The sequence below is a fragment of the Micrococcus sp. ACRRV genome (assembly GCF_022346985.1).
Taxonomy (GTDB): Bacteria; Actinomycetota; Actinomycetes; order Actinomycetales; family Micrococcaceae; genus Micrococcus; species Micrococcus porci.
Window position 1 is genome coordinate 1 of record NZ_JAKRNH010000127.1, and the last position, 6,311, is coordinate 6,311.

General features: G+C 74.7%; 9 protein-coding genes. 4 read left to right on the forward strand and 5 right to left on the reverse strand.

What is annotated here, in order from left to right:
* Positions 1-703: phosphatase PAP2 family protein (locus MHY29_RS10785; protein WP_239241149.1), on the forward strand; the 703-nt coding region annotated here is incomplete at its 5' end.
* A 38-nt stretch (positions 704-741) separates the two neighbouring features.
* Here MHY29_RS10785 and MHY29_RS10790 read toward each other — a convergent pair.
* The gene (locus MHY29_RS10790; protein WP_224356761.1) at positions 742-1,404 is read right to left on the reverse strand and encodes a response regulator transcription factor; all 663 of its coding nucleotides are present in this window, start codon (positions 1,402-1,404) and stop codon (positions 742-744) included.
* Positions 1,401-2,429: a sensor histidine kinase KdpD gene (locus MHY29_RS12400; protein ID WP_286670228.1), complete on the reverse strand. Its 1,029-nt coding sequence runs from the start codon at positions 2,427-2,429 to the stop codon at positions 1,401-1,403. The genes MHY29_RS10790 and MHY29_RS12400 overlap by 4 nt, the downstream gene beginning before the upstream one ends.
* A 111-nt stretch (positions 2,430-2,540) precedes the next feature.
* Between MHY29_RS12400 and MHY29_RS10805 the strand changes: the two genes are divergently transcribed.
* Positions 2,541-3,188, forward strand: coding sequence for a DedA family protein (locus MHY29_RS10805; protein ID WP_239241151.1), 648 nt, complete (start codon positions 2,541-2,543; stop codon positions 3,186-3,188).
* 82 nt (positions 3,189-3,270) lie between these two features.
* Here the strand turns inward: MHY29_RS10805 and MHY29_RS10810 are convergent, their stop codons facing one another.
* Entirely contained in the window at positions 3,271-3,495 is a 225-nt protein-coding gene (locus MHY29_RS10810) for a GyrI-like domain-containing protein (protein WP_370643521.1), read from the reverse strand.
* Positions 3,496-3,610: 115 nt separating this feature from the next.
* Between MHY29_RS10810 and MHY29_RS10815 the strand changes: the two genes are divergently transcribed.
* Positions 3,611-4,381 carry an SRPBCC domain-containing protein gene (locus MHY29_RS10815; RefSeq protein WP_239241155.1) on the forward strand — a complete coding sequence of 257 codons (771 nt, stop codon included), beginning with the start codon at positions 3,611-3,613 and terminating at the stop codon, positions 4,379-4,381.
* A 57-nt stretch (positions 4,382-4,438) separates the two neighbouring features.
* Here the strand turns inward: MHY29_RS10815 and MHY29_RS10825 are convergent, their stop codons facing one another.
* On the reverse strand, positions 4,439-4,801 hold the full coding sequence (locus MHY29_RS10825) for a hypothetical protein (protein ID WP_239241157.1): 363 nt from the start codon (positions 4,799-4,801) through the stop codon (positions 4,439-4,441).
* Positions 4,802-4,860: 59 nt separating this feature from the next.
* A complete protein-coding gene (locus MHY29_RS10830; RefSeq protein WP_224356044.1) occupies positions 4,861-5,325 on the reverse strand; it encodes a hypothetical protein in 465 nt (154 codons plus the stop codon).
* Positions 5,326-5,379: 54 nt separating this feature from the next.
* Here MHY29_RS10830 and MHY29_RS10835 point away from each other — a divergent pair, with 54 nt between their 5' ends.
* Positions 5,380-6,261 carry a PhzF family phenazine biosynthesis protein gene (locus tag MHY29_RS10835; protein WP_224356043.1) on the forward strand — a complete coding sequence of 294 codons (882 nt, stop codon included), beginning with the start codon at positions 5,380-5,382 and terminating at the stop codon, positions 6,259-6,261.
* Positions 6,262-6,311 lie beyond the last annotated feature (50 nt).

Genomic DNA, 6,311 nt, shown 5'->3' on the forward strand with positions numbered 1-6,311 from the left:
CCCGAACAGCCCGTCCCATCCCCTCCGCCGCGCTCCCGGCGGACGCCCCGCGCTCGCCCCGGTGCGCATCGTGGCGGCGTTCCTCGTCGCGGTGCTCGTGGTGGGCGGCGGACTGGCGCTCATCCCCGTCACGGCCGACCTGCCGGTGACCCGCGCGTTCAACGACTGGAACACCGGCGCGGTGGGTGTGCTCAGCAACGCCCTGTACCAGGCGCTGGAACCGGCGTTCGCGGTGGTCCTCACCCTGGCGGTGGCGAGCCTGGTGGCCCTCCGGCGCGGGGACCTGGCGCTGGGCGTGCGCCTCGGCCTGGCCGTGGCGCTCGCCTGGCTGCCGGTGGGGGCGGTGAAGCTGCTCGTGCACCGCCCCCGCCCCGCGGCCGCCGCCCTGCCGCACCCCACGGCGGTGCCCGCCGTCGACTGGACCTTCCCCAGCGGCCACGTCGCCTTCGTGGCGGCCATGGCCTTCATGCTGGTCCTCGCGTCCCGCACCCCCGGTCAGCGCGCGGCTCGCGCGGTGCTCGGCGTGGTGGCCGTGGCGGTGATGGTGGCAACCGTCCTGGTGCTCGGCGTGCACTACCCCACGGACGTGCTCGCCTCCCTGGCGTGGGTCCTGCTGGCCGGCCCGCTCATGTGGCAGCTGGCCGGGCTCGTGGCCGGGCCCCTGCGCCGCCTGACGGACCGCCGGGGGGCGCACCGCGCCTGACCCGCGGAGCACCCGCCGCCAGGACGCACCGCACCGCCTCAGGTCGGGGTGCCGAGGCGGTAGCCGACCCCGCGGACGGTCTCCACGAGGGATCGGTCCGTCTTGCGACGCAGGTAGTGGACGTAGGTGTCCACGGTGCCCTCCTGCTCGCCGTGCTCGAACACGGCGCTGAGCAGGTGGGCCCGGGTGAACGCGGTGTCCGGGGCGGAGGCGAGCACGGCCAACAGGGCGGACTCCTTCTCCGTGAGCAGGATCCGCCCGGTGTAGGGCGACTCCACCGTGCGGTTGTCCGGGTAGAACATCCACGAGCCGATCTCCACGCCCGCCCCGCGGCCCGAGTAGTCGCGGGTCAAGGCGCGCAGCCGGGCCTGCAGCTCGGCCACCTCGAACGGCTTGACGAGGTAGTCGTTGGCGCCGGCGTCGAGGCCGTGCACGCGGTCCTCGAGCTCGCCGTAGGCGGTGAGCAGCAGGGCCGGGACGGCCACGCCGCGAGCGCGCAGCTCGCGGACCAGGTCGACGCCGTCGCCGTCGGGCAGGCCGCGGTCCACCACCAGGACGGCGAACAGCCGGCGGTCCAGCTCGGCCCGGGCCGCCGCCAGGGTGGGCGACCAGGTCACCTCCCAGTCCAGGGAGAGCAGGTCGCGCAGCAGGGGGCCGAGGCGGTCGTCGTCCTCGATCAGCAGCAGGTCGGGGCCCGTCATCGCGCCTCCTGCGCGGCGGGCAGGGTCAACAGCATCACGGTCCCCTCCGGACCCGTGGACTCCACGCGCACCTCGCCCCGGTAGCGATGGGCGGTCTCCCGCACGAGCGCCAGGCCGATCCCGTGGGAGGACCGCGGCACCGCCCCCGGCCCCGAGCCCGGCACGGCGGCGGGCCTGCCGCGCGCGAACCGGTCGAACACGTGGTCCGGCTCCACGCCCTGGATGCCCGCTCCTCGGTCCGCCACCCGCAGCTCGACGACGCCGCGGACCCGCTCCCCGGAGACCGTCACCTCGGTGCCCGGCGGGGCGAAGCCCAGGGCGTTGTCCAGGAGGGCCGCCAGCATGCGGCGCAGGGCCGCCTCCGGGAGGGCGACCGGCAGGGAGGGCAGGTCCGCGCGCAGCCGCACCCCGCGCTCCTCGGCGCCCACGAGACTCAGGTCCGCGCACGCGGCGGCGGCGACCTCGCCGGCGTCGCACATGCCCTCCGGCGCGGAGTCCAGGCGGGCGGTGCTGAGCATGTCCTCGACCACCCCGGCCATGACGTCGGTGTCCCGGCGCAGCTCGTCCGCGAGGGGTTCCAGCGGGTCCCCCGCGGGGACGCGGGCCTGCAGGACCTGGGTGCGCGCGCTCAGCACGGTCAGCGGGGTGCGCAGCTCATGGCTGGCGTTGGAGACGAACTCCCGCTGGCGGCGCAGGGCGTCCGCGAGCGGCTGCACGGCGCTCCGGGAGAACCACAGGCTCGCGAACCCGGTGATGAGCACGGCGGCGGCGCCCGCCAGGATGGCCGCGGTGGCCAGGTCCACGAGGTCCAGCTGGACCGTGACGGTGGCGTCGGCGTCCCGGGGGTCTACGCCCGGGTGGGCGATCTGCCACCAGAGGTAGCCGAAGAAGACGCCCGCCCCGCCGAGGACCAGCGCGGCGCACGCCAGGGCCGTCCGCAGGCCGATCCGGCGCGCGGCGCGGGCCACGAGGGCGGCGTCGGGGCCGGGCGCGGGGCGGCCGCGGAGGGCGGGGGTCGGGCTCACGCCGACACCCTAGCGCCGGGTGCGGCCAATCTTGGCCGATTCTGGGAGCCGGGCGGTGACGATGGACCGTGACGGCCCGCCCGGGCCACCCCCACGGAAGGACACCCGCCCATGCCAGTGCTGACGAACATCCTCGACGCCGCCTCCATCCTGCACTCGCTCGGCCCCTGGACACTCGGCGGCATCGGCACGATGGTGTTCATCGAGTCCGGCGTGCTCTTCCCGTTCCTGCCCGGCGACTCCCTCCTGGTCACCGCCGCGGCCCTGCACGTGGAGCTGGGCATCGCCCTGTGGGCGATCATCCTCGTGGCCGGCCTCGCCGCCATCCTCGGCGACCAGGTGGGCTTCTACCTCGGCCACAGGTACGGGCGCCGGCTCTTCAAGGACGACGCGCGGGTGCTCAAGACCGAGCGCCTCGCCCAGGCGGAGGCCTTCTTCGAGCGCCGCGGCCCGCTGGCCCTCGTGCTCGGCCGCTTCGTGCCCATCGTCCGCACCTACGTGCCGGTGGCCGCGGGCACCGCGGGCATGCCCTACCGCTCCTTCGTGGGCTGGAACATCGGCGGCGCGGTCGCGTGGGTCTGCTCGATGGTGGCCGTGGGCGCCCTGCTCGGCCAGATCCCGGGCATCACGAAGTCCATCGACGGGATCATGATCCTGATCATCGTCATCTCGGTGGCCCCGATCGCGATCCAGGCCCTGCGCGCCCGCCGCAAGGCCCGCCGCGACGCCGTCATGACCGAGGGGCAACCGGTCGCCTGACGGACGACGCCGGGCGGTCGGGCCGGCGTGACGAGGCCCCCGCGGGTGAGCCCGCGGGGGGCTTCGTCGTGCGTGGGGAGGGTCAGGCCGCCGGCCGGACCGGCACGGCGAGCCCGGTGACGAGGGTCTCCGGGTCGGTGTCCGGGGTGGGCGGGGTGTCGTAGGCCTCCCAGCAGAGGCCGCCGGGCTCGTGGCCGTTCTCGCGGAGGGCGTCCAGGAATGCGGGCCAGGCCTCGGAGAGGAGCTCGTAGGGGCCCGTGTGCTTCGCGACGCCGAGGCTGCCCGCCGGGAGGTCCGACGGCTCCATCCGCACCCCGTCCACCTCGAGCGGTGCCGCTAGCTGTACTGACCGGCGACGTTGATCGACCCGTGGAACCACTGGGCCTTGATGGGTGACTTCAGGGTCACCTATTGTTCTCGACGTGACCTCTTCTGACGACGACACGGTCCTCCTGGCCCTGTCCCATCCGGGCAGGCGGGCGCTGCTCGATGCCCTGCACGAGCGCGACGGCCAGAGCGTGACCGATCTTGGACAGGCCCTGCCCGAACTGGGTCGTCATGCAGTGCTGAAGCACCTCGGCGTCCTGGAGGACGCCGGTCTGGTCACGTCCCACAAGGCAGGGCGAACCCGCCTCTGCTACCTCAACGCCGCCCCCCTGGTCGCCTTGGCGCAACGCTGGCTCGACGACTACGCCCTCGGCTGGGGGCAGGCACTGAACCGCCTCAAGAGCACGTCCGAACGGAGACCGGAAGCCATGACCACCGCCGCGCCCCTGCACCGCCAGGCCATCGTCATCGACGCCACGCCCGAACGCGTCTGGACCGCCCTCACCCAGGAATGCCCCTCCTGGTTCTTCACCACCACGCTCAACTCATCGCTGGAACCGGGCAGCGACTACACCTACACCTACCCCGACGGACGACGGGCCGCTGAGGGCACCATCATCGCCGCCGACCCCGGTCAGCGCCTCGAGATGACCTTCTCGCCGACCTGGGACGACGCGGTGACGCCGGAAGCCCCGTTCCGCCTCGTGTGGTCGCTCGCTGCCCAGGGCGGGGCCACCCTGCTCACTGTCGAGCACTACGAGCTCGACCCATCCACCGAAACGGCGCGACAGGTCGGGCCCGGCAGCCTGTTCCTCATCTCCAACATCAAGACCTGGATTGAGACCGGCAAGCCCATGCACGACTGACCCCACTACGACCGGGCGTTGCATCCACCTCCGTCTTCGCCGTCGAGACGGGCCAGTTCAGTCGGCATGCCACGAACTCGGGATCCGGCACCAGCGCACCCGGCCCTCACGTCCGCAGACCAACGGCAGGATCGATGGACCGACGTCCCCGGTCAGCACAGCTAGCGGGACGTCCACGGGGTAGCCGACCTCCAGGTCCACGGACTCCGGCGCCTCACCGGAGCCGCCGGTCAGCCCGCGGTACTTGGAGAACGCCGGGCCCGCGGGGGCGCACGCGCCCCGCTGCACGGCGGCGCCGAGCGCGCGGAACGCAGTGTCCATGAACTGCGGCAGCGTGCCCATCGCCTGGCCCGGGCTACGCACCACCACCGTGGGGAAGCCGGGGAAGTCGATCACGTGCATCTCGGAGAGGGTGCTCATGGGGTCACCGTAGGGGCGGGGTCAGCGGGGCGACAGCCAGCTGTGGACGACGGTGGCGCTCACCCGCCGACGTTCGCCCAGTCGAGCCCAGAGAGGCAGAGGCCGCCGTCGGCCAGGTCGGAGAAGGCCAGCGAGCCCGGGACCCGCGCCCCAGGGGCAGCCGCCTCGGCCCCGGCCTCCACGTTGATCACCCAGGCCGGCTCGCCACCCCGCGTCAGCTCGGCGGGGAGGTCCGGACCGGGCCGTTCGGGCTCGCCTGCGCCGGCGCCGCGCCAGGCCGCAGGATCACCCGTGACCACGGAGACTCCGGGGCACGCGGGCAGGCCGTCCCCGCCCCGCTGGGCCGCGGCGATGACGTCCCGGGTGGCGGACTTCACGGCCGCCCCGTCGGGTCCCCACACCACCGTCTCCGGCACCGCACAGCCCCCGGCGCCGAGGGTGACGGCGGCCGCCCCGGCGAACATGCCGAGGGCCCGGCGGGCGGGGTGGCCGCCGCGGGAAGGGCGATCTCCTGCGTGGGTCATGTGTCCATGATGCCGCACGGGTGTGCCGGTCCGGCGTGCCGGAGGATGGTGCCCATGACCGAGTCGCACGCACCCTTTCCCGACAGCTCCCCCGCCCGCCCGCGCCGTTTCCTCGAGGTGGACGTGTTCGCCACCGGGCCGCTCACGGGCAATCCGCTGGCCGTCGTCGTGGACGCCGAGGGCCTCACGGACGGGCAGATGCAGGCGGTGGCCGCGTGGACCGGCTTCTCCGAGACCACGTTCCTGCTGCCGCCCACGGACCCCGCCGCGGATTACCGCGTGCGCATCTTCACCCCGCGCGAGGAGTTCGACTTCGCCGGGCACCCCACCCTCGGCACCGCCCTGGCCTGGCTGCACACCGGGGGCACGCCGCGCACCCCGGGGCGGGGCGGTGGCTCGACGGCGCTGGTGCAGGAGTGCGGCGCGGGTCTCGTCCCCGTCACCCTGGCCGGCGACGGCCTCCTCGCCTTCGCCACGCCGCCGCTCCGCCGCTCCGGGCCGCTGGGTGAGGAGGACGTCCGAGCGATCGCGGCGGGTCTGCGCATCGACCGGGATGCGATCCTCGACCACGGGTGGGGTGACAACGGCCCGGGCTGGCAGCTCGTCCGGGTGGCCGACGCCGAGGCCGTGCGCGCCCTGGAGCCGCGCGGGCACGAGGAGCTGAAGGTCGGCGTCGTCGGGCTGGAGCCCGAGGGCGCGGAGACCGCCTACGAGGTGCGGGCGTTCGCGTACGGCGGTGAGGACCCGGTGACCGGCAGCCTCAACGGCGCGCTGGCGCAGTGGTTGCGCGGGGCCGGACTGGTGCCGCCGCGGTACGCGGCCGCGCAGGGCTCGCAGGTGGGGCGGCGCGGGCGGATCCACGTGCACGACGACGGCGCGCGCATCTGGGTGGGCGGGCGCGCGGCCGTGCTGGTGGACGGGACGCTCACGCTCTGACCGGCCTGGGCGGGCCGCCCCGCGCCGGCCCGGTCCCCGCGAAGCCCCCC

Bases quoted from the DNA above. Each gene is read 5' to 3' on its own strand.
- MHY29_RS10790 (WP_224356761.1), bottom strand. From the start codon at position 1,404: ATGACGGGCCCCGACCTGCTGCTGATCGAGGACGACGACCGCCTCGGC.
- MHY29_RS10805 (WP_239241151.1), top strand. From the start codon at position 2,541: ATGCCAGTGCTGACGAACATCCTCGACGCCGCCTCCATCCTGCACTCG.
- MHY29_RS10810 (WP_370643521.1), bottom strand. From the start codon at position 3,495: ATGGAGCCGTCGGACCTCCCGGCGGGCAGCCTCGGCGTCGCGAAGCAC.
- MHY29_RS10825 (WP_239241157.1), bottom strand. From the start codon at position 4,801: ATGAGCACCCTCTCCGAGATGCACGTGATCGACTTCCCCGGCTTCCCC.
- MHY29_RS10830 (WP_224356044.1), bottom strand. From the start codon at position 5,325: ATGACCCACGCAGGAGATCGCCCTTCCCGCGGCGGCCACCCCGCCCGC.
- MHY29_RS10835 (WP_224356043.1), top strand. From the start codon at position 5,380: ATGACCGAGTCGCACGCACCCTTTCCCGACAGCTCCCCCGCCCGCCCG.